Annotated in this window: 22 protein-coding genes; 11 read left to right on the top strand and 11 right to left on the bottom strand. The window is 63.8% G+C overall.

The features are described from left to right. Nucleotides 1-32: 32 nt before the first annotated feature. The 7 genes from HV711_RS17350 to HV711_RS17320 all read right to left on the bottom strand — a co-directional run bounded on the left by HV711_RS17350 (nt 33) and on the right by HV711_RS17320 (nt 8,963). Complete coding sequence (locus HV711_RS17350; RefSeq protein WP_063826548.1) at nt 33-986, bottom strand: GlxA family transcriptional regulator; 954 nt, start codon at nt 984-986, stop codon at nt 33-35. Between the two features lie 156 nt (nt 987-1,142). Further along, nucleotides 1,143-1,355: a hypothetical protein gene (locus HV711_RS17345; protein ID WP_014971881.1), complete on the bottom strand. Its 213-nt coding sequence runs from the start codon at nt 1,353-1,355 to the stop codon at nt 1,143-1,145. A 12-nt stretch (nt 1,356-1,367) separates the two neighbouring features. Further along, complete coding sequence (locus tag HV711_RS33955; protein WP_013590299.1) at nt 1,368-2,108, bottom strand: helix-turn-helix domain-containing protein; 741 nt, start codon at nt 2,106-2,108, stop codon at nt 1,368-1,370. Nucleotides 2,109-2,589: 481 nt separating this feature from the next. Further along, a complete protein-coding gene (locus HV711_RS17335) occupies nt 2,590-4,122 on the bottom strand; it encodes a N,N-dimethylformamidase beta subunit family domain-containing protein (protein WP_035479066.1) in 1,533 nt (510 codons plus the stop codon). A gap of 129 nt (nt 4,123-4,251) precedes the next feature. Continuing rightward, a complete protein-coding gene (gene glmS, locus HV711_RS17330; protein ID WP_035479065.1) occupies nt 4,252-6,090 on the bottom strand; it encodes a glutamine--fructose-6-phosphate transaminase (isomerizing) in 1,839 nt (612 codons plus the stop codon). Between the two features lie 280 nt (nt 6,091-6,370). Continuing rightward, nucleotides 6,371-7,285, bottom strand: coding sequence for a glutaminase (locus HV711_RS17325; RefSeq protein ID WP_013590296.1), 915 nt, complete (start codon nt 7,283-7,285; stop codon nt 6,371-6,373). A 91-nt stretch (nt 7,286-7,376) separates the two neighbouring features. After that, nucleotides 7,377-8,963, bottom strand: a complete 1,587-nt coding sequence (locus tag HV711_RS17320; RefSeq protein ID WP_035479176.1) for a DHA2 family efflux MFS transporter permease subunit — start codon at nt 8,961-8,963, stop codon at nt 7,377-7,379. 337 nt (nt 8,964-9,300) lie between these two features. Here HV711_RS17320 and HV711_RS17315 point away from each other — a divergent pair, with 337 nt between their 5' ends. Further along, nucleotides 9,301-9,960, top strand: coding sequence for an alpha/beta hydrolase (locus HV711_RS17315; RefSeq protein WP_035479063.1), 660 nt, complete (start codon nt 9,301-9,303; stop codon nt 9,958-9,960). A 196-nt stretch (nt 9,961-10,156) separates the two neighbouring features. Further along, complete coding sequence (locus HV711_RS17310) at nt 10,157-11,209, top strand: rod shape-determining protein (protein WP_028359834.1); 1,053 nt, start codon at nt 10,157-10,159, stop codon at nt 11,207-11,209. Nucleotides 11,210-11,320: 111 nt separating this feature from the next. Here HV711_RS17310 and HV711_RS17305 read toward each other — a convergent pair whose 3' ends face one another. After that, complete coding sequence (locus tag HV711_RS17305) at nt 11,321-11,722, bottom strand: hypothetical protein (RefSeq protein ID WP_035479061.1); 402 nt, start codon at nt 11,720-11,722, stop codon at nt 11,321-11,323. 330 nt (nt 11,723-12,052) lie between these two features. Between HV711_RS17305 and HV711_RS17300 the strand changes: the two genes are divergently transcribed. Further along, entirely contained in the window at nt 12,053-14,335 is a 2,283-nt protein-coding gene (locus HV711_RS17300) for an amylo-alpha-1,6-glucosidase (protein ID WP_013590292.1), read from the top strand. Between the two features lie 71 nt (nt 14,336-14,406). On the opposite strand, the gene HV711_RS17295 is transcribed toward HV711_RS17300, so the two are convergent. Next, complete coding sequence (locus HV711_RS17295; protein ID WP_035479058.1) at nt 14,407-14,718, bottom strand: hypothetical protein; 312 nt, start codon at nt 14,716-14,718, stop codon at nt 14,407-14,409. A 328-nt stretch (nt 14,719-15,046) separates the two neighbouring features. After that, nucleotides 15,047-16,615 (bottom strand): sensor domain-containing diguanylate cyclase, encoded by a 1,569-nt coding sequence (locus HV711_RS17290; RefSeq protein WP_035479056.1) that lies wholly within the window; start codon nt 16,613-16,615, stop codon nt 15,047-15,049. A 166-nt stretch (nt 16,616-16,781) separates the two neighbouring features. Between HV711_RS17290 and HV711_RS17285 the strand changes: the two genes are divergently transcribed. The 8 genes from HV711_RS17285 to HV711_RS17250 all read left to right on the top strand — a co-directional run bounded on the left by HV711_RS17285 (nt 16,782) and on the right by HV711_RS17250 (nt 24,540). Next, complete coding sequence (locus HV711_RS17285) at nt 16,782-17,636, top strand: MurR/RpiR family transcriptional regulator (protein ID WP_013590289.1); 855 nt, start codon at nt 16,782-16,784, stop codon at nt 17,634-17,636. Nucleotides 17,637-17,805: 169 nt separating this feature from the next. Then, entirely contained in the window at nt 17,806-19,134 is a 1,329-nt protein-coding gene (locus HV711_RS17280; protein WP_028359838.1) for an aspartate aminotransferase family protein, read from the top strand. A 67-nt stretch (nt 19,135-19,201) separates the two neighbouring features. Then, the gene (locus HV711_RS17275) at nt 19,202-19,756 is read left to right on the top strand and encodes a carboxymuconolactone decarboxylase family protein (protein WP_035479054.1); all 555 of its coding nucleotides are present in this window, start codon (nt 19,202-19,204) and stop codon (nt 19,754-19,756) included. Nucleotides 19,757-20,008: 252 nt separating this feature from the next. Continuing rightward, nucleotides 20,009-20,434, top strand: a complete 426-nt coding sequence (locus tag HV711_RS17270) for an OsmC family protein (RefSeq protein ID WP_013590285.1) — start codon at nt 20,009-20,011, stop codon at nt 20,432-20,434. A gap of 141 nt (nt 20,435-20,575) precedes the next feature. Next, nucleotides 20,576-21,424, top strand: a complete 849-nt coding sequence (locus tag HV711_RS17265) for an isocitrate lyase/PEP mutase family protein (RefSeq protein ID WP_013590284.1) — start codon at nt 20,576-20,578, stop codon at nt 21,422-21,424. Nucleotides 21,425-21,566: 142 nt separating this feature from the next. Further along, nucleotides 21,567-22,157, top strand: coding sequence for a TetR/AcrR family transcriptional regulator (locus HV711_RS17260; RefSeq protein WP_035479052.1), 591 nt, complete (start codon nt 21,567-21,569; stop codon nt 22,155-22,157). Between the two features lie 30 nt (nt 22,158-22,187). Continuing rightward, entirely contained in the window at nt 22,188-23,768 is a 1,581-nt protein-coding gene (locus HV711_RS17255) for an MFS transporter (protein WP_035479051.1), read from the top strand. 502 nt (nt 23,769-24,270) lie between these two features. Then, a complete protein-coding gene (locus HV711_RS17250) occupies nt 24,271-24,540 on the top strand; it encodes a YodC family protein (RefSeq protein ID WP_013590281.1) in 270 nt (89 codons plus the stop codon). A gap of 17 nt (nt 24,541-24,557) precedes the next feature. Here the strand turns inward: HV711_RS17250 and HV711_RS17245 are convergent, their stop codons facing one another. Continuing rightward, nucleotides 24,558-24,869, bottom strand: coding sequence for a superinfection immunity protein (locus HV711_RS17245; protein WP_013590280.1), 312 nt, complete (start codon nt 24,867-24,869; stop codon nt 24,558-24,560). Nucleotides 24,870-25,071 lie beyond the last annotated feature (202 nt).

Raw genomic sequence — 25,071 nt, 5'->3', positions numbered from 1 at the left:
TGCGAGGGTGGCTTTCTTCATGAGTAAGCCGCTCACAGGCTCACGTGCCGCTGGGCGCGGAATTCAGTAGGCGACATGCCGTACCTTTCCTTGAAAAGACGGCCGAGGCGGTTGCCGTCGCCCATTCCGCATCGTCGCGCAATTTTCCCCACCGGTATGTTGGTAGAACTCAGCATTGTGCAGACAACGTCAAAACGCGTGCGCAGCAGATACTCCAGCGGCGTCATGCCGAACTCCTGTTTGAAGCGGCGCCGGAAATTGCGTTTGCTCATTGCCGCCGATTCCGCTGCCTGTGCAACTGAAATCGGCTTGCTGTAATTCTCCTGTATCCAGCGGGCCGACTCGCGAACCTTGGTCGCCGTAGTCAGCGATTTCGCGTCGCCTTCGCGCGGCCGCGTGTGCTTCGCAGCATTGGTCTGCAGTTCGAGGGCGACCTTTCTGGCAATGAGCGGACCCAGGTCGCGCTCGATCTGCGAGAGTGCCAGCTCGGCAGGCGTCGTGCCGCTCAGGCGGGACGTCACCGGATTGTCGTCGAATAGAAAGACGGGGACTGCGAGCCGCGAGGCATTCTTGTAGACCACCGCAAGCCTCGAGCCCTGCGTAATGCGCAGCGATGCAACGGCGCCATGGCGCGTAATCCACGAGTGCAGGCGGTCGTTCGGCTCGGCGGTAGCCGTCGCGTCGCGGCATGCCACAAAGAACGCGTGAAAGTCACTGACGCTGTAGCGGTTCAATTGCTCGGTGACGATTGAAATACCGCACGAGCTGGTGACGAGTCCGCCTTCTTCTGACAATACCGTGAGCCGGTACGGCATGTCTTCGCTGCGGTGCACTTCCGCCCGGTTGGCGAGGCGGAAAGCGTCGCCTATCGCGCCGGCGCTTGCTGTAAAGAAGTTCTGCGACACGAGAAGGCCAATGTGCCTTGACGTTTCCGGACAGTCGCGCTTCTCATTGACGATCGGCCTGGAGAGTTCAACGAGATCCATCACGATTTGGGCTCCCAATATAGTTATGAAATGCACTGAAAACACGGCGACAGCTGGATTGTAGTGGCGGCGGATTCTGCAAATCCCGGCTAATCGGCGGCACAACCGCCAATTGCTTGTCGCGCATCGCCAGTGCGCGGCTCGCCTGAAACACCGTTATCCGCGCCGCTTTGCGGCCCTGATAACGCCGGCAATCGCAGAGAAAATCCGCACTGGAATCATTGCAATCGCCACCAGAAGAAAAACAATGATTACGGCAAAAACATACACAGTTCCAAAACCAATCAATATCGACGTGAACGCGAACCTTTCGGCACGCGACGCCAAGGGCAGGTCTCGCCAATGACCATGCGGCCGGCCTTCTTCCATGGTCGCGCTCGCTCAGGCAGGACCTGTGCGGGCGCGGCGCCGGAACTCCGTGGGCGAGACTCCGAACCGCTTGCGAAACAGCTTGGCGAGCTGCGATCCGTTGCCCATGCCGCTGCGTCGGGCAATCTTGTCAACCGGAAGATCCGATTCGCCGAGCAGCCTGCGAGACCGTTCCAGCCGTGCTTGCAGCAGATACTCGGACGGTGTCGTGCCGATCTGCTGACGGAACCGGCGCAGAAAAGTCCGCTCACTCATCGCCGCGGTTTGAGCGACATCGGCAATCGAAATCTCGTGCTCGCAGTTTTCGGTGAGCCATTGCGCGCAAGCGCGAATCTTGTCGTCTTCCTTTCTCGGCTGAACGGACGTTGCGGAGCTTGCGTGATCGGCTTGCCGAAGGAAGGTGATACGTATTTCAGCCGGCCGCGCCATCACATTGCCGCGATCTGTGTGGTCCAGGATCCATACCGGCGCAATCAGGTCTTGACAATCCAGGCGGGACCGTACGATGGAAGCAAGCGTGGCATCGGTTTCGGGTGCAATCAGCATCTGCAGTTTGTCGGCGCCTTCGCGAGCGCGGCGCATCGACGCGGCGCTATCGGCAGCAAGTCTTTCTCCATTCATTGGGCCTTCGTCACGACGTTCGAACTCATAGCTCGACACGATATCAATATGGGCATTCGTATTAATCAGACGAAGTACTTGTGCCGCGTTATCCGTCGGTGGGAGGCACCTGGCGGGGGCGAGTTTATTCATGCTGTCTCCTGGTGCTCAGAGCGTTGCGCGTTATTGGTCGAATGCCGGTCAGGTATGACAGTGCTTTATGTCGGGCGAAGCGAAGAGACGTCGCCGAGGACGGTGCTTACGCAATCTTCTTCGTTGGGATCTGAATGAAAGGATACGCTGTAAGGCTCGTTGCGTGCTCACCTAAATTCAGCCTTCACCGGCCAACCTTGGCTGACAACGCAGACGACCGCTATAGCGTGCTGATCAACGGATGGGCGCAAGCGCAGGGCGAGCAAAAACCTGTTTGTGTAGTGTAAAAAAGACGGTTAATGCGAGAGGAAAAGCGGCAATTAAAAGACCGCCATGTTCAGTACATGGAAAGATATACATAGGAATGCGAATTAACGTAAAGATCGTTTATTCACACTATAAAAATGCCCCCTCGATCGTGCCGTGGCCCGACAACATTGTGTCGGCAACGGTCAGCGTTTATGACACGGCAACGGCCCCCTCAGCCTGCATCCGTGTGTAATGCGATCTCGCCGCCGGCATCGGCTGTTTCGTGCAGCGCAGAGTTCTGTTGCAACGCGTTTGTCTCTTCAGTACCTGTGTATTGGCGGATTACGTTGCGAGTGATCTGCTGCACGACGAGATGGCTCTTTGCCGTGACGTCGACCAACGCGCGAGCCCAGTCGGTTGTGCCCACGTTGAACACTTCGCCTCTACTGCGGCGTCCGTCTCGAAGCAGTGGACGGAATATGCCGATCGCGCCTGCACCGCCCATTTCCCATCCCGTGAGCCGAGTCGTGACCGCGAGCGTTTCGAAGGCGTCCTTGGGCCAATCCGGAGGGACGCCGTCGGCCTCGTAGCCGACAAGGCGGTCTTCTGCGCCGAAGGTGGCGTCTTTCTGCAGATGAGTACCCGCGAAGGCCCAGTGTTCCGGTCGCTTGACCGTAAAGCCGATGGGCTCGCGCTCGCATTTGACCCAGCGCCTGCGCCAGCGTGACCACGTGCCCCAGTGGCCGCCGCCGTGCTTATACGTCAGTCCTATCAGATGGCTTTCATTGCCGCTTACACGCGGGTCGAGGTCGATCTGTTCCTTCAGCACATCCCAGTTTTCCGCGAGTTTGCGCATTTCAGTCGGCTGGCCGGGTTCCGAGCCGATAAACCTGACAGGCCGGTAACACGTATTGCCGCTGAAAACCGCGACGTTTCCGCCTTGCGTGACGAAATACGCGACATGGGCCCGCATTTCCTCGCTCCAGTACTCGTGATGCCCGACGCTCAGCATGCAGCGGTAGCGCGTGAGATCGAGCGCGGTCGCGCTGTGCAGATCGAGATCCGTGTAGAAGTCGCAGGCAATGCCTTCCTTGCGCAGCCAGCGTATGAACTTGCCGTCCCAATGAGCGAATTGCTGGCGTGTCGAGCGGGTGTCGTAAGGATCGACCGGTTCGCCGAGCCGCGCGCCGAGACCGCCGCCGGGGCGTCGCAAGCTCACGGTGTTCGCCGCGCGATAACGATGAACGCGGTCGTCGTAGAAGCTGCCGCCGCCCGTCGAGTTGTACGCGTGGTACGTTGCCGTCGGAATGATGTACGCGAGGGCAGCCGTGGGCGCACGCGGGCGGGCGATGACGAGCGCCATGCTGTCGCTTTCCGGCCGCGCCGCAAAGACCGGGCGATGTGCGGCGCAGGCACGCCCGAGTTCATGAACCGGCTTGCCCGCGCCGTCCACTTCGTAGGCAATCGCCACATACGCGCCGCTGTGCAAGCCCGACACGTTCGGGCGGAGGGTGATGGTCGGCCAGTTCCAGTCCTCGTTAAAGCGCATCGGCGCGCTATTGCCGGTCGACTGGAAGACGTACTTGCCATCCACCAGGTTGGCGCTCACGCCGCTTTTGCCTGCCACGACCACGCCACACAGGCTCGTAAGCGAGTCGTCGTTCTGTTGCTGATAAATGGCGATGCTAAAGCGCCTGTTCGGCTCCACCGCGAGGTCGAAGCTCGCTCCCGCAGTAAAGCTCGGATGAATCGGATAGATCTGCATGTTCGCTTTCCTCGCGAATAGCCGGGCATAGGCCCGCTAATGAGTTCCGATTGCATTGCGGCGCGCAATTCGGGTTGCGCAACTGTTTGCTTGTACACACATGCGCGCCGCGCGTCTGTGCGCTACACCTCATTCGACCGTAACGGACTTCGCCAGATTCCGGGGTTTGTCGACATCGGTGCCGCGCGCGCACGCGGTGTGATACGCCAGCAACTGCAGCGGCACCACGTGCAGAATGGGCGACAGGCTGCCGTAATGTTCAGGCATGCGAATCACGTGGAGCCCATCGCCGCTCGCAATTCGCGAATCGGCATCGGCGAATACATACAGTTGGCCGCTGCGGGCCCTGACTTCCTGCAGGTTCGACTTCAGTTTGTCGAGCAGTGCGTCGTTCGGTGCCACTGCCACGACCGGCATCTGGCTTGTCACCAGTGCAAGCGGTCCGTGCTTCAATTCGCCGGCAGGGTAGGCCTCGGCGTGGACATACGAGATTTCCTTCAGCTTTAATGCACCTTCCAGCGCGATTGGATAATGCAGCCCGCGGCCGAGAAAAAGAGCATGGTCGGTCCGCGCGAATGTTTCGGCCCACGCGATGATCTGCGCTTCGAGTGCCAGCACGCTGTTCAGTTTGCCCGGCAAACGGTGCAATTGATCCAGGAACGTTGCCTCCTGCGCGGCGGGAAGGCGTCCGCGCTGCTTGCTGAGCGCCAATGCCAGCAGGAACAGCGCAACGAGCTGGGTGGTAAAGGCTTTCGTCGACGCAACGCCGATTTCCGGCCCGGCGCTCGTCAGATGCTGGAATTCGGCTTGCCGCATCATGGTGCTGCTGGCAACGTTGCAGACAGCCAGTGTGTGCCGATGGCCTTGAGTTTGAGCATGCTTGAGCGCAGCGAGCGTGTCGGCCGTCTCGCCCGACTGCGACACCACCACGACCAGCGTATTTGGATTCGCCACGCTGCTGCGATAACGGTATTCGCTTGCAACCTCCACCTGCGTGGCTACTTTAGCAAGCGATTCGAGCCAGTACTTGGCTGTCATGCCGGCGTAATAGCTCGTTCCGCACGCAACGATCAATACGGAATCGATTTCGCGAAACGCGTGGCGTGCGCCCTGGCCGAATAAGTCTGCGGAAATGGTGTCGACTCTTTCGATGGCGTCGGCAATGACATTCGGCTGCTCGAAGATCTCCTTGTGCATGTAGTGCCGATACGGCCCCAGCTCCACGGAGTGCGTGCTCGCACGATGTACCTGGATCTCGCGCTCAACGGCATGGCCGCTGCGATCGACGAGCCGCACGCCGTCAAGCGTCAATTCGGCTATGTCGCCTTCTTCCAGATAAATGAAGTTCTCGACCGCGCCCGCGAGCGCCATGACGTCGGAGGCCAGATAGTTGCCTTGCTCGCCCAGTCCGACGACGAGTGGGGAGCCCGCGCGTGCGCCGATCACGCGGCCCGGGTCATTCCTCGCGAATACCGCAATGGCGTAAGCGCCATGAAGCCGCCCGAGAGCATGACGCACTGCGCAAAGCAGGTCTTTTGCGCCTTGCGCCGCTTGCTCCGTCCACATCCGATGAATCAGGTGCGCGACAACTTCGGTGTCCGTATCGGATTCGAAAACGTAACCGTGCGCTTGCAGGTCCTCTCGCAGCGATTCGTGATTTTCAATGATGCCGTTATGAACAATGGCGATTTCGCCGCTGGAAAAGATGGGATGCGCATTCTTCGCGACAGGCGCACCATGCGTCGCCCATCTTGTATGTGCGATACCGATCATTCCGGACAAGTCAGCCGCGGCAACTTCCGCGGCGAGATTCGCGACCCGCGCGACACTGCGCACGCGCCGGAGTGCCCCCTGCTGCAGGACAGCGATTCCGCACGAGTCGTAGCCGCGGTATTCGAGGCGCCGCAAGCCCTCGGTCAACAGGGAAGTGACATCGCGGCGATCCACTGCTCCTACGATTCCGCACATGGAAGGTCTCCTGATTTCGCTGCGATTCGGACAACAGGGCAGAACTATTCACTCTGTTGCATTGCAACCAAGCATAGACACGACGAGGCCGTCGCGCTCGCACGCGGCGCGAAACGTTGAACCGTTGTCCGGTAATTGAGCAAGTTGGTTTCGCATGCAACAGCCATGAAACATGCGCATGCCGTTTAGTCATTGGAGAAATGACATTGATGCTCTCGTGAAATGAGGGTCTGTGGCGGCAATTCGCCGCGAATGTCTGTGCGCCTGCGCTCGTTCGCAATCAGAAAATTGACTTTCCCGTATAAGTCGTCAGCCATTCGAGTGCGAGCACGCCGGCTAGTGAATTTCCATTGGCGTCGAGCCCAGGTGACCAGACGCACACCGCCATCTCTCCGGGCAGCACCGCGACGATGCCGCCGCCCACGCCGCTCTTCGCGGGCAAGCCGACGCGGTAAACGAAGTCGCCGGCGGCGTCGTACGTGCCGCAGGTCAGCATGAGTGCCGAGAGGCGCTTCGCGGAACTCGTATCGAGAATTCGCTCGCCAGTGGCGGGCACCACCCCGTGATTCGTGAGAAAGAGTGCGGCTTTGGCCAGCTCGACGCAACTCATGGAGATTGCGCATTGCCGGCAATACGCGTCGACTACGACTTCTGGCGGCATTTCCATGTTGCCGAAGCTCGCCATGAAATGCGCCATCGCGCGGTTGCGATGCGCGTGCTGCAATTCCGATTGAGCGACGCGCGAGTCGTAGTCGATGCTGGTCTCGCCTGTTAAGCGTCTCATGAATTCGACAAGTGCGGTTTCGGCTTGCACGAAACGCCGGCACAGCACATCGGTGACGATCAGTGCCCCTGCATTGATAAAGGGATTACGCGGCTTGCCGTGCTCCGCCTCGAGTTGCACCAGCGAATTGAAAGCATTGCCCGACGGCTCGCGGCCGACACGTTGCCACAGCGCGTCGCCGAGCAGGCGGAACGCCATGGTGCAGGCGAATAGCTTGGAAATACTCTGAATGGAAAAACGCGTGTCGGCTTCGCCGATCCGGAATACTTCGCCCGATGCCGTGACGATCGCCATGCCGAAGCTGTCGGCGGGGACTTTTGCCAGTTGCGGAATGTAATCCGCGACCTTGCCGGTGCCCAGATAAGGCCGCAAGTCGCGATGAATCTGTTCGAGAATGGATGCGTAGTTCATAAGGCTCAACCCGGTGGAGCCGCGATTCTACTGGCAAGTCCCACCGGATTGGGCATAGGGCGCCCGCGCGATGTGCAACTCACTGCGCCGTTCAGTGCGCGCCTGCTGCGCCCCCGCCACCGCCCTTGGCAGGCCGCGTGATCCAGATGAGCGGAATGATCAGAATAAAGATCACCGCCGACACGAAGAAAATGTCGTTCAGCCCCATCATCGCGGCCTGCGTATTGACGGTGAAATCGAACAGCGCGTGCGCCGACTGCGTATTCATATGCAGCAGCGACTGGGTCGAATCGATCTGTTGATTGAACAACGGGTTGTCGACCGAAGCGCGTTCGGTCAGCCGCTCATGATGCAGCACGGTACGGTTGTTCCACGCGTTGCCGGCAACCGAGGTGCCCACCGCGCCGCAAAAGACGCGCACGAAATTCGACAGGCCGGCCGCCGCCGGGATCTTGTGCGGCGGCTGTCCCGACAGGATGATGGCGGTGAGCGGCACGAAGAAGAGCGCCATGGGAATGCCCTGCAGCAGCGTGGGTATCACGAGATGCCAGGTGTCGATTTCGATCACGTACTTCGAGCGCATATAGAAGACGATCGCGAAACCGACAAACGCCATGGTCGAAATGATGCGGGCGTCCGAGCGCGGCAGCACGCGGCCCATCACCGGCGCCAGAATCACGGCGAACACGCCGAGCGGCGCGGTGACGAGACCTGCGTCGACGGAACGGTAATTCAAATACTCCTGCATCCATTGCGGCAACAGCACGAGATTGCCGAAAAACACGCCATACGCGACGGAAATCGCTACCGTGCCGCCCAGAAAGTTGCGCTCGCGAAAGAGCCGCAGATCGACAATGGGGTTCTCTTCCGTCAACTCCCACACGAGGAAGAACGCAAAGCTGATTAGCGCCGTCAGCCCGAGAATCACGATAACCGGCGAGGCGAACCAGTCGAGGTCCTTGCCTTTGTCGAGCATGATCTGCAGCGACGCGACCCATGTGATCAGCAGACCGAGCCCGACCACGTCGATAGGCGGCTTGCGGGTGGGCGACTCGCGAGTGCGATAGATCATCCACGTGACACCCGCAGCGAAGATGCCCACCGGAATGTTGATGTAGAAGATCCATGACCAGCTGTAGCTGTCCGTGATCCAGCCGCCGAGCGCGGGGCCGGCAATCGGACCGACGGTGGCGGTCATTGCCCAGAGCGAGAGGGCGGTCGAGGCTTTTTCCTTCGGATAGGAGCCGAGCAGAATGGCCTGCGACAGCGGGATCAGCGGCCCGGCCACCGCGCCCTGGAACACCCGCGCGAGCAGCAGCACCGGCAGTGTCGGCGCAATGCCGCACAGCCACGACGCGAGCACGAAGCTCAGAATCGCGCCGACGAACAGCTTCACCTGGCCGATGCGCTGCGTGAGCCAGCCGGTGAGCGGAATCGACACGGCATTGGCCGCGGCAAATACGGTGATGACCCAGGTGCCTTCGTCGACGGAAACGCCCAGGTTGCCGGAAATAGTGGGAATGGCGACGTTCGCAATGGACGTATCCAGCACGTTCATGAACGTGGCGAGCGCGACGGCGATGGTCGCGAGCACCAGCTGACCGCCTCGGAGCGGCGGCGGAGGAGCGGGCGGAGCGGAGGCGGGCGTGGGCGACGCCGCGGACGAAGGTTGGCTCAAGACGTTCTCCCGGATCGATATGCGGCGGACCTCGCGCGGTTTGCCGTGGCGCAACGCTGGCTGCACGTGCAAGTGCGTGTGCATGCGCGCCGCGCTCAAGCCGCGCCGCGGGTCCGCCAAATGCTCGCAAAAGCATACCTGCATTCATCTTTCGACGTCGCCGGCGCGGGCAGCCGAGGCTGGCTGCACGAGCCGCACCAGGCACCGCCAGCACCGCAAGCCGAGCCGACAGCGTATGCTCGCGGCTAGGACCGAACCAGCGCGCATAGCGCCGCATCGCGCGGAATGCGCGTGGCCGCCATCAACCGCAATTCAATGAAAGCGAAGGAAAAGCAATATGGCTTGGGAGCAATTCGAACATGGCTGGCGGCGCGCGCCGTTGCAAACGCCCGCCAAAGCGCTGGTGGTATTGATGCACGGCGTGGGCAGCAACGCGCGGGATCTGATGCCGCTCGCGGACATCTGGAGCGAGCGTCTGCCGGACGTGGCTTTCACTTCGCTCGACGGCACCGATCCGTTCGACGGCGGTTTTGGCGGCCGGCAGTGGTTCAGTCTGCGCGACATCAGCGAAGGCAACCGCGAGGCGCGCGCGGCGGCGGCTTACGCGGCCCTGCGCCGCATGCTCGAAGCCGAGCTCGCGCATTGGCAGCTTGCTTTCGGGCGCCTTGCGCTAGTCGGCTTTTCGCAAGGTTCCATCATGGCGCTGCATCACGTGGCGACCAGCGCGGAAGGCGCCGCCTGCGTCGTCGCCTATTCCGGGCGGCTCGCGTCGCCGGTCGTCGCCCGCAACGGGACGCCGCTCACGCTGATTCACGGCGAGGAAGACGAAGTGATTCCGGTTCAGGAACTCGAATACGCCGCGGACGCCTTCAGCGCGGCGGGCTATACCGTGGATGCCTACGCGTTGCCGGGCGTCGGCCATACGATCAGCGCGGACGGCGTTGCGCTCGGCGAGGCGGCGCTGGAACGCACGCTGGGCGCGCTGTCGCGCGATTGATACGGTCGGCGCGAAAAGCGGCCCTAAAGTTATTGATCGGCTTGCCGTTAACTGCTCATAGCACGAAAATCACGCCCGTCGCGGGACTGCGCAATGCCCGCGGCCTGGGTGACCGGGGGCGCATTTTCCACACTGTCGCGCATGAGCTGGCCTGGCAGCCGAGCGACGCTACTGAGCGACACAACAGAGCCTTCTTATGGCCAGACCGACGCCGCATCACCCGCTTTTCGATCGACTGTTCCGCCAGGCTGTGACCGTGGACCTCGGCACCGCCAACACTCTCATCTATACCGACGACGGCGGCATTGTGCTGAATCAGCCGTCGGTCGTCTGTTTCGAGAAGGACCACGCAAGCGGCCCAAAACGCGTGGCGGCGGTGGGCACCGAGGCGCGCCAGCTGCTCGGCCGCGCACCGCGCAATCTCGAAGCCGTGCGGCCCATGCGCCACGGCGTGATCGCCAACTTTTCCGCCGCCGAGCACATGATCCGGCAATTCGTCGACATGGCCCGTCCGCGGCAGATTTTCAGCCGCCGTGCCGCTTTCACGCTGTGCGTGCCGGCCGGCGCGACTCAGGTGGAGCGCCGCGCGATCAAGGAAGCGGCCGTGTCGGCGGGCGCGTGGAAGGTGAGCCTGATCGGCGAATCGCTGGCATCGGCGGTCGGCGCGGGCTTGCCGGTCGCGGAGGCGACGGGCTCGATGGTCGTCGACATCGGCGGCGGCACGACGGAAGTGGGCGTGCTGACGCTCGGCGGCACCGCCTACAGCGGCTCGATCCGCGTGGGCGGCGACGCCTTCGACATGGCTATCGTCAGTTATGTGCGCAATCTGTATGGCGTGCTGCTCGGCGAGCAGACGGCCGAACACGTGAAGAAGAACATCGGCACCGCCGTGCGCGACGTCCCCGCGGAGCACATGAACGCGACCGGCCGCAGTGTCGACGACGGGCTGCCGCGCACGGTCCAGTTGAGCAACCACGATATCGCGGATGCCATCGAAGGACCGCTGCGTCAGGTGATCGGCGCGGTCAAGCGCGGGCTCGAAATGGCGCCGGCCGAACTCGTCACCGATATCGCGCACAACGGCATCGTGCTGACGGGCGGCGGTGCGCTGCTCGGCAATCTGGAGCGGCGCCTCACCCATGAAATCGGCCTCGAAGTGCGCGTCGCAGACGAGCCGCTCACCTGTGCGGTGCGCGGCGCGGGTGCGGCGGCCGCCACGGGCCTGCTCGACGAATTGGCCTGCGAATGACGCTGCGGTAGCCTTTCACCCGCGCGATTCGATCAACTTGCGCCGCGCATCGCGCCGGCCTTCCATCGCGGCATCGACGCAATCACCCGCGCGGCGAGGTCAGCGACGAGCTCATGCCTTGCGATGCGCGTCCCTGTCGAGCGCGCGTTCCGCCGCTTCGCCCACGAGACCGTGATAGTAGAGGTGCACGCCGATCGCGAGCGAGTCGTTGCGAATTTCGTGGAAGACTTTCCACGCCTTCGCCGGCTCCTTGATGAGCAGATAGTGCGCTTCCTGCGCGATGAGGTCGGCGACTTCGTGCAGGCCATGTCCATGCAACACGTCGACGAGCGTATCGAGACTGCGATGCGTGCGCGCGTCGGTGCGCGGATACAGCATGTGGAGTACCGCTACGTCCTGCTTCTTCAAAGCCGCCGACAAAGCGACCACGATGTCCTGATGGTTCAGCGCGCTGACGGCGCTGTCTGCGGCATGCACATGATCCGGAAAAAGCGTTTCAAGCGAGGCGTTCATTCGGGTTCTTCCTGTTCTGCTGGCTGATCAAAAAGACCCGCCTCGACGGCGGGCCAAACACAGCGATGTGTTCCGCCGGGCTAGCGAAACACGAACGGAGTATCGCAGAAGGCCTCTCGCGCACTCAGTGCCGCCGGAGCAAAACATTGTTGCTGCGAGCGCGCTCATGCGCATGCCTGCAGGTCGCGTGCCATCGAAAAAAAACCGAAACTCGCCCGTGATAAGTTCGTCTGACGAGACGAGAGCTTCTACAATCGGAAGCGGCCGGCCACGCGCCGGCGGCGACCGCAAGTGAAGCATACGCAGCAGCGAACCATAGGAGCGACCCTGATGCAGCAGCCTGAAGCCCTCGGCGGCCTGTCCCACTCGGGCGGAATCGACCATCGCGAATCCGAGCCGGACGGCGTATTCATCCCGACGGAAAACCTCAACGTTGCGAGCGCCACGCAGCACGTGCTGAAGTCGGGCGATACCTTTATCGTCAACGACCCGCTCGGCGATATCACGGGCCACGACGACGGCCTCTTTGTCAACGACACCCGCGTCCTCTCGCAACTGCGCCTGACCTTCGGCGGCCGCGCGCCGTCGCTGCTCTCGGGCAGCGTCAGCAGCGACAACACGTCCTTTACCGCGCATCTGACCAACCGCCCGTTGCCGCCGCTCGGCGGCGACAGCACGCCCGAAGGCGTGATCCACGTCGAGCGCGTGCGCGTGCTGTCGGGCACGGTGCTTAACGAAGCAATCGAACTCACCAACTACGGCACGAGCGACGCTGTCGTGCCGCTGTCCATTTCGTTTGCGAGCGACTTCCGCGACATGTTCGAAGTGCGCGGCCTGAAGCGCGCGCAGCAGGGAAGTATCGAGCCGGCGCGCGTCGAGAACGACGAGGTGCTGCTCGGCTACGTCGGCCTCGACGACGTGGCGCGCAATGTGCAGATCGCCTTCGCGCCGCAGCCCGACAAGCTCTTTGCCAATCGAGCGGACTACACGGTCAAGCTGCCGGCGCAGGCCTGCGTGTCGATCTATCTCTCGGTCGCCGTGCAGGTGGTCGCGAAGAAGCCGGACGCGCCGAGTGCCGGCGTGTCGTCGCCGACTCATCCGCTGAGCGAAGCGCATATGTCGCAGATCGACACTGAGCGGCCGCGCGTCGGCCGGGCGGCGGTGCGCGCGGCGCTGGTCGACGCGCACCTCGTGATGCGCGAGCGTCGCCGCGTGACCGCGCGCGTGCGTTCGAGCAATCCGCTCTTCAATGCATGGATCGACCGCTCGCTTGCGGATCTCGGCCTCCTCACTACCGACCTCGCGACAGGCCCGTATCCGTATGCGGGCATTCCGTGGTTTTCCACGCCGTTCGGCCGCGATGCCGTGATCACCTCGCTGCAGACGCTGTGGTTGCAGCCGCAACTCGCGGCCGGCGTGCTGCGGTTTCTCGCCGAGCATCAGGCGCACGAGAACTCGCCGTTTCGCGATGCCGCGCCCGGCAAGATCATGCACGAGATGCGCAAGGGCGAAATGGCGGCCACCGGCGAGGTGCCGTTCGCGCTGTATTACGGCGGCGTCGACACTACGCCGCTCTTCATCGTGCTCGCCGGCGCCTATGCGGCTCGCACGGGCGATGTCGGCCTGATCGACGAACTCTGGCCCGCGCTCGAACGCGCGGCCGCCTGGGTCGCGGGGGTGTGCGACAAGAACCGCTTCGGCCTGCTCGACTATCAGCGCGAGTCGGACGGCGGTCTCGCCAACCAGGGCTGGAAAGACAGTCACGACTCGGTGTTCCATGCCGACGGCCGCTTCCCCGACGGCCCGATCGCGCTCGTCGAAGTGCAGGCCTATGCCAGCGCCGCCTTCGACACCATGGCCCATTACGCGAAGCTGCGCGGCATGCACGATGCAGCGGGGCAATACAAGGCACGGGCTAAAAAGCTGCGCGAATGCGTCGAAGAAAAATACTGGATGGAAGAGTCGGGCTTTTACGGCATAGCGCTCGACGGTCACGGCGAACTGTGCCGCGTCATGGCGTCGAATGCCGGGCACCTGCTGGCCTTCGGCTTGCCTTCACGCGAGCGCGGCGAATCGGTCGTGCGCGCGCTCGATTCCACGCTGTTCCACACCGGCTGGGGGGTGCGTACGCTGGCGGCGAGCCAGTCGCGTTTCAACCCGATGGCGTATCACAACGGCTCAGTATGGCCGCACGACAACGCGATCTGCGCACGCGGCCTGTCGCGCTACGGCGGCAAGGCGGCGGCGGTGCGGCTCCTGCAGGCGCTGTTCCAGGCGGCCGTCAATTTCGACATGCGTCTGCCGGAACTCTTCTGCGGATTTCCGCGCCGGCGCGGCGAGCCGCCCACCGCCTATCCGGTTGCCTGCCTGCCGCAGGCGTGGGCGGCGGGCTCGCCGTTCATGATGCTCGAAGCATGTCTGGGTATCACAATCGACGCCGAGCGCCGCGAGGTAGTGATCGAGCAGCCGATGCTGCCGGAAGGCATCGACTGGCTGGAAGTGGGCGATCTGCGCGTCGGCGACGCTTCGGTGTCGATCACCTTCAGGCGCATCGGCGAGAAGGTGGTGGCGTCGGCGGAACAGGGCGACGTGCGGGTGGTCGCGCTGCTGTGACGGCGCGGCCTATGGCTGGCGAGCCGGCGAGCCGCGAGGCTTTTGCTTGCTGCCTGTGAGTCGGGCCGTGCTCAATCGGGCTTCTTCAAGCCGCTCGGGTTGGCAGGCGTGCCCGGCGACGCTTCGGGACGCGGCGGCCGGCCTGCATCTTCGGGCGCCACGACGATGCCCGCGCCGGGCAGAAGCGGCGTGCCGGCGTTAGGCGAAGCGGTCGTCGGCGCGGGAGCTGGAGGCGAGGGCGGAACATGGGACTTCGCGCCGCCTGAGGCGCCCGCGTCCCCACGCGGGTGGCTCGTGCCCGCGGCCGCCCCGGTCCCTTGCGCGCAGACCGTTGCTGTCTGAACCACGGCCCATGCCGCAATCGCCACGAGTCTCGTCTGCATGATGGCGTCCTCCACTGACTTGGCGCTCGCGCGGCGTCGTGAACGCGCACGGCCGGATACGCCGTGCCGGTATGCATACCGGATTCTTAGCGCACGCCGGAAAGCGGGTCAATCAGGGGGAAATACTTCGTTTTGATGACTCGCCGGGAGTGGCCGCCTGGCGGGCGCGGGCGGCGTTCGGTCTCCTGAAGCGGCACGCGGATTGCGCTTTCCAATTTCCATTGCCAACGCTTTCCAATGCCAACGCGAAAGCGAAAGCCGAAGCCCGCGCCAACGCATCGCGCGCAAATGGGACAAGCGGCGTGCAATGGCAAAGAGGCGCGAAGCGCTACGCCGCGCCGACGTTTGCGTCGTAATCCGCATCCGGCGGCAGGCGGCTTTCCTCGCGGGAAATGCGATAGGTGCCCTTGCCGGCATTTTTCGCGCTGTACATGGCCTCGTCGGCGCGCCGGATCAGATCGTCGACGGGTTCATGCGCCTCGGCCAATGCAATGCCGATACTCGTGCCGATGCTGATGCTGCCGCCCGTCGCGAGCGCATAGGGCTTCGCGATTTCGCGAATCACGTGTTGTGCGATCGCGACAATCGAGTGCAGCGTCGCCTGTTCGACGATTACGGCAAACTCGTCGCCGCCAAGACGCGCGGCGAATTCGCCGTGACGAAGCGTCTGCCGCAGGCGCGCCGCGACGGTTTCCAGCACTTCGTCGCCCGCGGTATGGCCGTGCCGGTCGTTGGCCTGCTTGAAGCCGTCCAGATCGAGGTACAGGACAGCGGTGCGCATTCCGCTGACGGCATGCGCCTTCAACAGGATTCTCTCCAGACGTTCGCGCAATTCGCGCCGGTTCGCGAGTCCCGTCAGCGAGTCGTGGCGAGCCAGGTACAGCACCTTGGCTTCGCTTTGCCTGCGCTCGGTCACATCCTCGATGATCACGACAGCGCTGCCGTCCGGAACCGGATTGCGCCGCAATTCCAGTTGACGGCCGTTGCGCAGTTCCAGCGCGAGAGGCCGCCGCTTTTCGTGCAGCCAGGCGCTGCATCGCTCGATGAACTGCTGCCGCAGCGCGTCGTCGAATTGCGCGAAACCCGCATGGGCGATGAACTCGGGCAGCGGCAAGTTGAGCTGGAGCATCTCGACGTTCGCGCCGAAGAGCTGCGCAGTACGGCTATTGGCGATCACCACTTTGCCGGCCCGGTCGAGCGTGCAAAGCCCGTGCGGCATATGAGTCAGCGCGGCATCGAAGCGTGCCGCGAGTTCGGCGTGGTTCTGCTCGGCGATCATCAGCGCCACGAGGCCCCGGTAGTGGCGCCGCACAATGGACGTCATCGCGCCGATATACAGCACGAGAGGCGGCATCAGGAGCCAGGAGCCGTCGGTGGGCGAGAGCAGCGCGCCGATTCCGATAGGTATCGACACCACGCATATCTGGGCGATCGCGAGACGCGGGACGGCGGCGTTGCGCGAGGCGATGCCGCCGAGTATGCCCGACGCGACCATGATGGCGAGCGCGGCCAGCGTGGTGTCGGCGGTGCTGACGCAGCCCATCGTCCCGAGTCCGAGCATGAGGCTCGTGGCGACGCACAGCGGCGCATAGGCCGCCGCCCACGGCCCCGGATTGCTCGCGCCCTTGCGGCCATGCGTGAGATAGGCGTGGATGATGCTCAGGCGTCCTAGCAATAGCCACACGTCCGCGAACAGCCACACGATCGCCCACGGCTGATGCAGGCGCATATAAGCAGCCACCGCGACGAAGGCACTGGCGACGATCGACATGACGAGCGGCCACCGGTTGTCGAACAGCGCGGACAACAGGCGGGCCCGGATAGCGGGCGAGACGGCCGCGCCGAGCCCGGACGGAGTTGTAAGGATCGACTCGGAAACGGAAAGATTGACTGCCATGGGGCCGCTCGGATCGGTATGGGGCGGAGCTAGGGTGCCTGTCTTAACGGCGGGGCGCGGCGGTTCTTTATGGGGAGTTGCCCGGAGTACCCGCCGCGCCGCGTTTCGGCCTCACGCCCGGTGGTAACATTTGTTGTCATCTCTCAACCCTCGGCCGGACCTTCGCATGCCAGACAGTTTCGACCAGCTCGCCGCCCTCATCCGGGCGCGCTTCTCCGAACTGAGTCCGCAATTCCAGATGGGGGCGGGTTTCCTGCTCGACCATCCGGACGAAGTCGCGGTCTCGTCGATGCGCAAGGTCGCCGAGCGCGCACAGGTACAACCGGCCTCGCTCGTGCGACTTTCGCAGCAACTCGGCTTTCCGGGCTGGAACGAACTGCGCAACCTGTTCGTTGCGCGGGTGCGCACGCGGCCCGAGCCGCTGACGAGCCGCGCGCGCTCGCTCGTCAAGTCGAAGGACGCGCTGGCCAACGACCTCCTCGTCGCCCAGCAGCACAATCTCGAAGTCACGGCCGCGCACAACAGCCGCGTGATCGTGGAGGCGGCGCGCCTGCTGCGGCGTGCGCCGCACGTCCATGTCGCCGGGTTCCGCTCCTGCTACCCGGTCGCCTTCGGGCTCGTATACGGGTACCGGCTGTTCCGTTCGTCCGTCTCGCTGCTCAACGGCGAAGCCGGCACGCTGGAGATGCAATTGCGCACCGTCGAACGTGACAGCGCCACTATCGTGATCAGTTTCGCGCCGTATTCCGTCGAGGCCGCGCGCGTCGCGGAAGCCGCGCTGGAAAAGGGCAGCAAGCTGATTGCGATTACCGACAGCGCGGTCTCGCCCGTCGCGTTGAATGCCGACAAGGTGCTGATCTTCTCGCACGAGAGCCCGTCGTTCTTTCCGTCGCTCGTGGCAGCCACCGCCATTGCCGAGTCGCTCGTCGCGCATCTGCTCGCGCTCGAGGGCGCGGACGCCGTCGAGCAGTTGGGCATCGCCGAGCAATCGCTGCACGCCAAGGGCGCCTACGTGCCCTGATTTCCCTCACGGGGTTCACGGACTGGTGTCGGTGCGCCGTGTTTGACAACAAATGTTGTTTTGACGTATAAATGTGCACCGCTTGTTGAGTCCGGGGCCGTGCAATTCATCGTGCTGCACGATTGCGCGCCTTCGGTTTGCCCATCTATCGCGACGAGAAGCGAAAGCCATGTCCACCGTATTCCATCGATCACCCAGACAATCGCTGCCCATTGCCGTTGCCGGCGACGGCATCGAGATCATCGACTCCACCGGCAAGCGCTATATCGACGCGTCGGGCGGCGCCGCCGTCTCGTGCCTCGGTCACAGCAATCAGCGCGTGATCGACGCGATCAAGCGGCAGGCGCAGCAGCTGCCGTACGCGCACACCTCGTTCTTCACCACGCAGCCGGCCGAGGAACTCGCGGACCGGCTCGTCGCCAGTGCGCCGCCGGGTCTCGCGCACGTGTATTTCGTGTCGGGCGGCTCCGAGGCCATCGAGGCCGCGCTCAAGCTCGCGCGGCAATATTTCGTGGAGAAGGGCGAAAGCGCGCGGCGTCATTTCATCGCGCGGCGGCAGAGTTATCACGGCAATACGCTCGGCGCGCTTGCCATTGGCGGCAACGCATGGCGGCGCGAGCCGTTCCTGCCGATGCTGATCGAGGCGCATCACGTGAGTCCCTGCTATGCGTATCGCGAACAGCGCGCGGGCGAAACGGAGAGCGAATTCGCGCAACGTCTTGCCGATGAACTGGAGCAGACCATCCTCGAACTGGGCCCGGATACGGTGGCGGCCTTCGTCGCGGAAACGGTGGTCGGCGCAACGGCGGGCGCGGTGCCGCCGGTGCGCGAATATTTCCGCAAGATCCGCGCGGTGTGCGATCGCTACGGCGTGCTGCTGATTCTCGACGAGATCATGTCAGGCATGGGACGCACCGGTTATCTGTACGCGTGCGAGGAAGACGGCGTCGCGCCCGACCTCCTCACCATTGCGAAAGGGCTCGGCGCGGGTTATCAGCCGATCGGCGCAACACTCGTGAGCGATCGCATCTATCAGACCATCGTCGGCGGCTCGGGCTTTTTTCAGCATGGGCACACCTATATCGGCCACGCCACCGCATGCGCCGCGGCGCTCGAAGTACAGCGCGTGATCGCCGACGAGAAACTGTTGCCCAATGTGCTCGCGCGCGGCGAACAGCTGCGCGGGCGCTTGCGCGAGCACTACGCGCAGCATCCGCATATCGGCGATGTGCGCGGGCGCGGACTGTTTGTCGGCGTCGAACTGGTGAAGGACCGCGAGACCAAGGCGCCTTTCGACGCACAGCTCAAGCTGCATGCGGCGATTCGCCGGGAAGCATTCGCGCGCGGCTTGATGGTGTACCCGATGGGCGGCACGGTTGACGGCAAGATCGGCGATCATGTGCTGCTCGCGCCGCCGTTCATCTGCACCGCGCGCGACATCGACGAGATGGTGAGCCGTCTCGCCGATGCGATCGACGGCGCACTCGCCTCAGCCTGAGCGCGCGACGGCAAAGCCGCGCTGAAAACATACCTGATTTCATCCATTTTCGACTTGCGAGGCCACGATGACCGAGCGCTTGCCCGCCTTCCAGATGTCCGACGCGTCGCCGGAACAAAAGGCTGTTCTCGACGAGATTGTGTCCGGTCCGCGCGGTAACCTGAACGGCCCCTTTCTCGGCTGGATTCATAGCCCGGAGCTCGCGCAGCACGCGCAGCGCCTCGGCGCCTTCTGCCGCTACGGCACAGGCTTGCCGCTGCGGCTCTCCGAACTCGCCATTCTCGTGACGGCGGCGCGCTGGCAGGCGCAGGCGGAGTGGTACATCCACTATCCGATTGCGCTCGAAGCCGGCGTGCGCGCGGCCGACGCCGAGGCGATCCGCGCGGGCCGGCGGCCTGCCTTCGCGGATGCCGACGACGCGCTCGTCCACGATTTCGCGAGCGAGCTGTACGACACCAAACGCGTGTCCGACGCGACGTATCAGAAGGCGCTCGGGCGTTTCGGGCATCAGGTGGTCATCAACCTCGTGGGGCTGCTCGGCTACTACGCGCTCGTCGCGATGACGCTGAACGTGTTCGACATGCGCGCCATCGGCCAGGACAGCTTGCCGTTCGCCGAGTAAGCCCGTCTGGCCGATTGGTCGGCTGGTCGGCTGGTCGCTTGATGGCCGCAGCACTGATACCGCGCGCCTGCCGCCGTCACGGCGTTGGCACACGGAAGGGCCTATCATGAAGGTCGGTCCACGTCTGCGCCCTTCAGGCAGCGCCGCACTCGCGACCGATGCAGGCGCCGCGGAACCTCCGGGCTGGACCGTTGCGGCGGGCATCACGATCATTACGCAGCGCGCGAAGCAGGGCAGAAACAGGAGAGAACGATGAAGCGCAAGGCATCAGCAGTCTGGCAAGGCGGTCTGCAAGACGGCAAGGGCTCCATTTCCACCGACAGCGGCGTCCTCAAGGAGACTCAATATTCGTTTTCCACGCGCTTCGCGGACGGCATCGGCACGAATCCGGAAGAGCTGATCGCGGCCGCGCACGCGGGCTGCTTTTCGATGGCGCTGTCCGCGGAATTGGGCAAGGCGGGCATCACGCCGGAGCGGATCGGCACGACCGCGACCGTCACGCTCGATAAAGACGGCGGCGGCTTTACCATCACCGCCGTGCATCTGGACGTGGCCGTGAAAATTCCCGGCGGGGACAAGGCCGCGTTCGACAAGGCCACTGCGGACGCGAAGGCCGGCTGTCCGGTCTCGAAAGTGCTGAACGCCACCATCACGATGGATGCCCGGCTCGAGACCTGAGTCCAAACACAGACAACCGCGGCGCGGGCGAAGCGTGGGTCTATCGCCTCTCTATCGCCTCGCCGTTCATGACAACTCCGGGCAACTCACGCCGCAGTGCCGGCCGCTAGCGCCGGCGCGGCGCTTCTCGATGACATCGCGATGACTACTCAAGCCGAAAAAGCAGCGCAATTCCAGGCGTTGCACAAAGCGCAAGACGCTTTCGTCATTCCTAATCCGTGGGACATCGGTTCGGCGCGGCTGCTTGCGCTGGCCGGCTTCAAGGCGCTAGCCACGAGCAGCGCCGGCTATGCGTTTTCGCGTGGTTTGCCGGATAACGCGGTGGGCCGCGCGCAGATGATGGTCCATCTCGCCGAGATTGCCGGCGCGACGGATCTGCCCGTCAGCGCCGATCTGGAAAACGGCTTCGGCGACGCCCCCGAAGACTGTGCCGAGACGATCCGCCAGGCGGCGCAGGCGGGCGTGGTCGGCGGCTCGATAGAAGACGCGACCGGCCGCGCCGACGAGCCCATCTACCCGTTCGAGGCCGCCGTCGAGCGGGTGCGCGCCGCGGTCGAAGCAGCTCGCGCGCAGCCGTTTCCGTTCACGCTCACCGCGCGGGCCGAGAACTATCTGGCGGGCCGTGCCGATCTGGACGACACGATCCGCCGGCTGCAGGCCTATCAGCAAGCCGGCGCCGACGTGCTGTATGCGCCGGGGCTCAAGACGCGCGAGGAAATCGCCGCCGTGGTCGGCGCGCTCGAGCGGCCTGTCAACGTGCTGATGGGCTTGCAGGGCGTGCTGCTCAGCTTTGACGAACTGCGCGCGATGGGCGTGCGGCGGGTGAGCGTCGGCGGTTCGCTCGCGCGCGCGGCGCTCGGCGCTTTTTTGCGCGCCGCGCACGAGATTCGCGATCAGGGCACCTTCACTTACACGAAGGACGCGGCGAGCGGCAACGAACTGAACGAGTTCTTCGCGACCGCCGAGCGCAAGTGGCCGACGCCGCGCTGACAAACGCCGCCCGGGTGGGCTACGAGATTCCGGGTTGATTTGTTGAACGGTTGGTCATAATATGGGTGGGATGAAGCCCTCCGGTCAACGCCGCTTTCAACCTCCCTCGCAGCCCAATTCGTCGCGAAAAAAGGCGGGGCGGATGGGCCCGCGCGGCCGTCCGCGCGAGTTCGATACAGAGGCCGTGCTGGCCAGCGCGAGCCAGGTGTTCTGGAACCACGGCTATCACGCCACCTCCATCGACGACCTGTGCAAAGCGACCGGCCTGTTGCGCGGCAGCCTGTACGGCGTTTTCGGCGACAAGCACGGCATCATGCTGGCCGCGCTGGACCATTACGCCGAAGGCTCCGTCGCCCGCCTCGCCGAGCGGCTGAATGCACCCGTGCCGCCGGAAGAGGCATTGCGCAATGCACTGCTGCATTACGCGCGGGTCGCCTGCGCGCTGTCCGGCGAGCGCAGCTGCTTCATCACCAACACCACGCTCGAGATGCAGCCCGGCGACGAGGTGTTGCGCGAGCGCGTCGCCGCCATCCAGCGCCGCATGGCGACTTTGCTGGCGGCGTCGGTCATCCGCGGGCAGGCAAGCGGCGCCTTCAACGCCACGCTGGACGAAAAAGCCGTCGGTGATTTTCTGTTGTGCGTGATGCAAGGCCTGCGCGTGCTCGGCCGGGTCGCCCACAAGGAAGACGCGCTAGTCGGTATCGTCGATGTCGCGATGCGGGCCCTCGTCTAATTTTTTTGCCGATTTATTGAACGATCAGTCATGAAATCCGACCCGATTCAATCGTCAGCCTCGGTTTTTCCCAGCGAAGCCGCAACCGAAGCCGCAACCGAAGCCGCAACCGCGACCCGCAACCACAGCGCCACCCTGCGCGCCGCCGAGCGACCCCCCGTGCGCTTCCAGCGCCAGGGGCTCGCGCTCGCCGTGCTGTTCGTCGGCGCTTTCCTCGCGCCGCTCGATTACTTCATCGTGAATCTCGCGCTGCCGTCCATTCGCACCGGCCTCTACGCGACCGACGCGCAGCTGCAGCTCGTCGTGTCGGCCTACGCCTCGGTGTACGCGGTGCTGCTCATTACCGGCGGCCGGCTCGGCGATCTGTTCGGCCGGCGCCGCATGTTCATGACCGGCATGGCTGCGTTCGTGATCGCGTCCGCGCTGTGCGGCTTCGCGACGAGCGGCCACATGCTTGTGATCTCGCGCATCGTGCAGGGCATGGCGGCGGCCGTGATGGCGCCGCAGGTGCTGGCGACGATCCGCGCGGTCGTGCCGCTGCATCAGCAGACGCGGGTGATGAGCTTTTACGGCTTCGTCTTTGGACTCTCGTCGATTGTCGGGCAGCTCGGCGGCGGCGCGCTGATTACCTATCACCCGTTCGGGCTCGACTGGCGCATCATCTTCCTGATCAATATTCCGATCGGCATTGCCGCGTTTCTCGGCACATGGAAGTTCGTGCCGGAAAACCAGCCGGCCACGCGCACCAGCCTCGACATCAAGGGCGTGGCGCTGCTCTCCGCAGTGCTGCTGCTCGTCATTTACCCGATGACGCACGGCCGCGAGGCCGGCTGGCCGGCCTGGACCTTTGCGATGTTCGCGCTCGCGGTGCCCGCATTCGCGCTCTTTGTCGCCACGGAAAAGCGGGTGGAGGGGGGCGGCGGCCACCCGCTCGTCGATCTGCAGCTGTTTCGCAACCGCGCGTTCGCGCTCGGCCTCGTGCTGGCGTTCCTGTTCTATTGCAACAGCGCGTTTTTCCTGACCTACGGCATCTTTCTGCAGACCGGCTTGCACTGGACGCCGCTCGCCTCGGGCATCGCCATCATGCCGTTCGCGATCGGCTTCGTGATCGGGCCGCTCGCTTCGCCGGCCGTCGTCAAGCGCATCGGCAGCCATGTGCTCACGCTCGGCTTTTCGATGATGACGCTCGGCTTCGCCGTGACCGGCTGGGCCGCGGGCGAGGCGGCGGCGCCCGACCTGGCGTTCTACGCGGGGCTCGTCTGCGCGGGCGTCGGCAATGGCTTGCTGCTGCCGTCCATCATGCGCATTACGTCGCAGGAAGTGGCGCCTGAAAAAGCGGGGCTCGCGTCGGGCGTGATTTCGTCGACGTTGCAGATCGGCTCGGCGTTCGGCACAGCCGCGATCAGCGGCGCATTTTTCGGCGCGCTAGGGGCGGCCGTCCCTGGCGGAGCGACCGGAGCCGCCGCCCGCGCGACACCTGCCGCGTACGCCCACGCGTTCCAGCTGAGCCTCGCGATCAACGCCGCGCTGATGTTCATCTGCATCGGCATCTCGGTCCTGCTCGTGCGGCACCAGCAACTCGCAAGGCGCCGCGCGGCACGCGCGCTTTAAAACCGCGCGGCGGTAATCGTTTTCATCGCTGTAGCAGCACAAAAATGATTAACGCGTTTCACACGGATTTCATTTTTAATTGGCGCGCCATTTACGGATGATCGGCTCATTCATAGGTAATTCAGATGCGCGGCAAATAGTAACAACCCTGATCAGGATCAAACATGTTTCAGTTTTGAAGCATTTTTGTCCATGCATTTTCTACCCGCGGGACGCCTGTGGCAGTAATTCTTGCGGTCTGTGCGCTCCCGCACCGAGGCGCCTGCAGGCCTTATGCGAGGCGCCTCCGGTGTAACCCGCAATTGCAATGCGGCAAAATGTCTTTCTCATGTTAATGAAAACCCTATCAATAAAAAGCACTTGCCGTATTTAATTTCGGTTGTTAATCTGAACGCGTTTTAGAGGTCTCTCTCAGTCGTTCGTGGTCGAGGCTGAGTCGAGTCCGAATCGACAGACGGCGCAATGACTTAAATACTGCAAACGGTTCCGTAGAGGATTGAAAATGCTGACCGCTACCATTGACGCACTCACACCGCCTCCCGCCCGCTTTTCCACCGGCGACGTCGTCACGTTGAAAGACGGCGGCCCGCGCATGACGGTCACGTATGCCGGCCCAGTGGCGCTCAATCCCGGCGACTGGCTGATCTGCGAATGGTTCGACGAGCGCGGCGAATTGCGCCGCGAAATGTTCGCGCCTTCCAGCGTGCGCGCCGAGCCGCGCTGCATTCCGGCCGGCTCCGTGCAATGGAACCGCATGAGCCGCGCGGCATAAGGCAACACTGCGTGTATTTATTTCTCCGGGTGCTCGCGCGTCGCCTCGCGACGCTGCACGCGTAGCAGCAGCGCGGACGAAAACGCGCGCATCCGCACGAGCTTGCGTTTTTCCACCACTTCGCCCGCGAGATTTTTCGGCGGGTTCGGCTGCAGCGACCAGTAGAGCGCGAGCAGCCATCCCAGCACGGTCCAGCCCAGACACGCGTTGAAGAGCGCGAGCGTCAGCACGTCGACGCGCTTGCGTCGATCGGCCAGAATCGCCGGCAGAAAATACAGCGCCAGCGCGATCACCACGGTGACGATCTGAACGGCAACGCGCTCATCCATGTGCCGCCTCCCGAAACGCGACCCGCTATACGCCGGCTAGTCAGACCATCGGCCCGCGAACCGGGCTAGTCCATGCACGCATGCGGCGCATGCGGCCGTTATGGCGATTGTCGCGCGATTGTTTGCCGCGTGCAGCTTCAATGAAAGCTCGCCATGCCGGCGGGTGTGAGCACTGCCCGGCCGACCGCAGCGCCGCGGCCGG

This window comes from Paraburkholderia phenoliruptrix (genome assembly GCF_902859825.1).
Classification (GTDB): Bacteria; Pseudomonadota; Gammaproteobacteria; order Burkholderiales; family Burkholderiaceae; genus Paraburkholderia; species Paraburkholderia phenoliruptrix.
This window is presented reverse-complemented; position numbering and strand designations above follow the sequence as displayed.

Excerpts from the sequence above, each read along its gene's own strand:
- HV711_RS17305 (WP_035479061.1), bottom strand. The coding sequence starts at position 11,722 with ATGAACGCCTCGCTTGAAACGCTTTTTCCGGATCATGTGCATGCCGCA.
- HV711_RS17290 (WP_035479056.1), bottom strand. The coding sequence starts at position 16,615 with ATGGCAGTCAATCTTTCCGTTTCCGAGTCGATCCTTACAACTCCGTCC.
- HV711_RS17300 (WP_013590292.1), top strand. The coding sequence starts at position 12,053 with ATGCAGCAGCCTGAAGCCCTCGGCGGCCTGTCCCACTCGGGCGGAATC.
- HV711_RS33955 (WP_013590299.1), bottom strand. The coding sequence starts at position 2,108 with ATGAATAAACTCGCCCCCGCCAGGTGCCTCCCACCGACGGATAACGCG.
- HV711_RS17345 (WP_014971881.1), bottom strand. The coding sequence starts at position 1,355 with ATGGAAGAAGGCCGGCCGCATGGTCATTGGCGAGACCTGCCCTTGGCG.
- HV711_RS17315 (WP_035479063.1), top strand. The coding sequence starts at position 9,301 with ATGGCTTGGGAGCAATTCGAACATGGCTGGCGGCGCGCGCCGTTGCAA.
- HV711_RS17265 (WP_013590284.1), top strand. The coding sequence starts at position 20,576 with ATGACTACTCAAGCCGAAAAAGCAGCGCAATTCCAGGCGTTGCACAAA.
- glmS (WP_035479065.1), bottom strand. The coding sequence starts at position 6,090 with ATGTGCGGAATCGTAGGAGCAGTGGATCGCCGCGATGTCACTTCCCTG.
- HV711_RS17275 (WP_035479054.1), top strand. The coding sequence starts at position 19,202 with ATGACCGAGCGCTTGCCCGCCTTCCAGATGTCCGACGCGTCGCCGGAA.
- HV711_RS17260 (WP_035479052.1), top strand. The coding sequence starts at position 21,567 with ATGGGCCCGCGCGGCCGTCCGCGCGAGTTCGATACAGAGGCCGTGCTG.
- HV711_RS17310 (WP_028359834.1), top strand. The coding sequence starts at position 10,157 with ATGGCCAGACCGACGCCGCATCACCCGCTTTTCGATCGACTGTTCCGC.
- HV711_RS17285 (WP_013590289.1), top strand. The coding sequence starts at position 16,782 with ATGCCAGACAGTTTCGACCAGCTCGCCGCCCTCATCCGGGCGCGCTTC.
- HV711_RS17255 (WP_035479051.1), top strand. The coding sequence starts at position 22,188 with ATGAAATCCGACCCGATTCAATCGTCAGCCTCGGTTTTTCCCAGCGAA.
- HV711_RS17295 (WP_035479058.1), bottom strand. The coding sequence starts at position 14,718 with ATGCAGACGAGACTCGTGGCGATTGCGGCATGGGCCGTGGTTCAGACA.
- HV711_RS17245 (WP_013590280.1), bottom strand. The coding sequence starts at position 24,869 with ATGGATGAGCGCGTTGCCGTTCAGATCGTCACCGTGGTGATCGCGCTG.
- HV711_RS17250 (WP_013590281.1), top strand. The coding sequence starts at position 24,271 with ATGCTGACCGCTACCATTGACGCACTCACACCGCCTCCCGCCCGCTTT.
- HV711_RS17335 (WP_035479066.1), bottom strand. The coding sequence starts at position 4,122 with ATGCAGATCTATCCGATTCATCCGAGCTTTACTGCGGGAGCGAGCTTC.
- HV711_RS17325 (WP_013590296.1), bottom strand. The coding sequence starts at position 7,285 with ATGAACTACGCATCCATTCTCGAACAGATTCATCGCGACTTGCGGCCT.
- HV711_RS17280 (WP_028359838.1), top strand. The coding sequence starts at position 17,806 with ATGTCCACCGTATTCCATCGATCACCCAGACAATCGCTGCCCATTGCC.
- HV711_RS17270 (WP_013590285.1), top strand. The coding sequence starts at position 20,009 with ATGAAGCGCAAGGCATCAGCAGTCTGGCAAGGCGGTCTGCAAGACGGC.
- HV711_RS17350 (WP_063826548.1), bottom strand. The coding sequence starts at position 986 with ATGGATCTCGTTGAACTCTCCAGGCCGATCGTCAATGAGAAGCGCGAC.